Raw genomic sequence first — 244 nt, forward strand, 5'->3', positions numbered from 1 at the left:
GCCAGCATCAAGCCCTCCGAGGTCAAGCACAACCTGCAAGGGGGTGACAAGTACATCGGCGGTGGTTTCTGCCCGCCGCCCAAGTCACTGCAGTTCGATCAGGCCGGTGCGCCAGTCCGCATGGACTTTCCCTTCACGCCATATTGCGACCTCGCATCGATGGTTAGACCGTTCATCGTCCTGCTGGGCGACTTCTTTGCCGCCCGCATCGTGTTCAAGGGGGATTGATCATGTGGAAATTACT

The 244-nt window shown here is 58.2% G+C and carries 1 protein-coding gene; it reads left to right on the forward strand.

The window, feature by feature from the left end:
* Positions 1–228, forward strand: a 228-nt coding sequence (locus tag FLQ03_RS19055; protein WP_206210821.1) for a virulence factor TspB C-terminal domain-related protein, incomplete at its 5' end; no start/stop codon positions are given.
* Between the last annotated feature and the right edge of the window lie 16 nt (positions 229–244).

The organism is Vogesella urethralis (assembly GCF_007644045.2).
GTDB lineage: Bacteria > Pseudomonadota > Gammaproteobacteria > Burkholderiales > Chromobacteriaceae > Vogesella > Vogesella urethralis.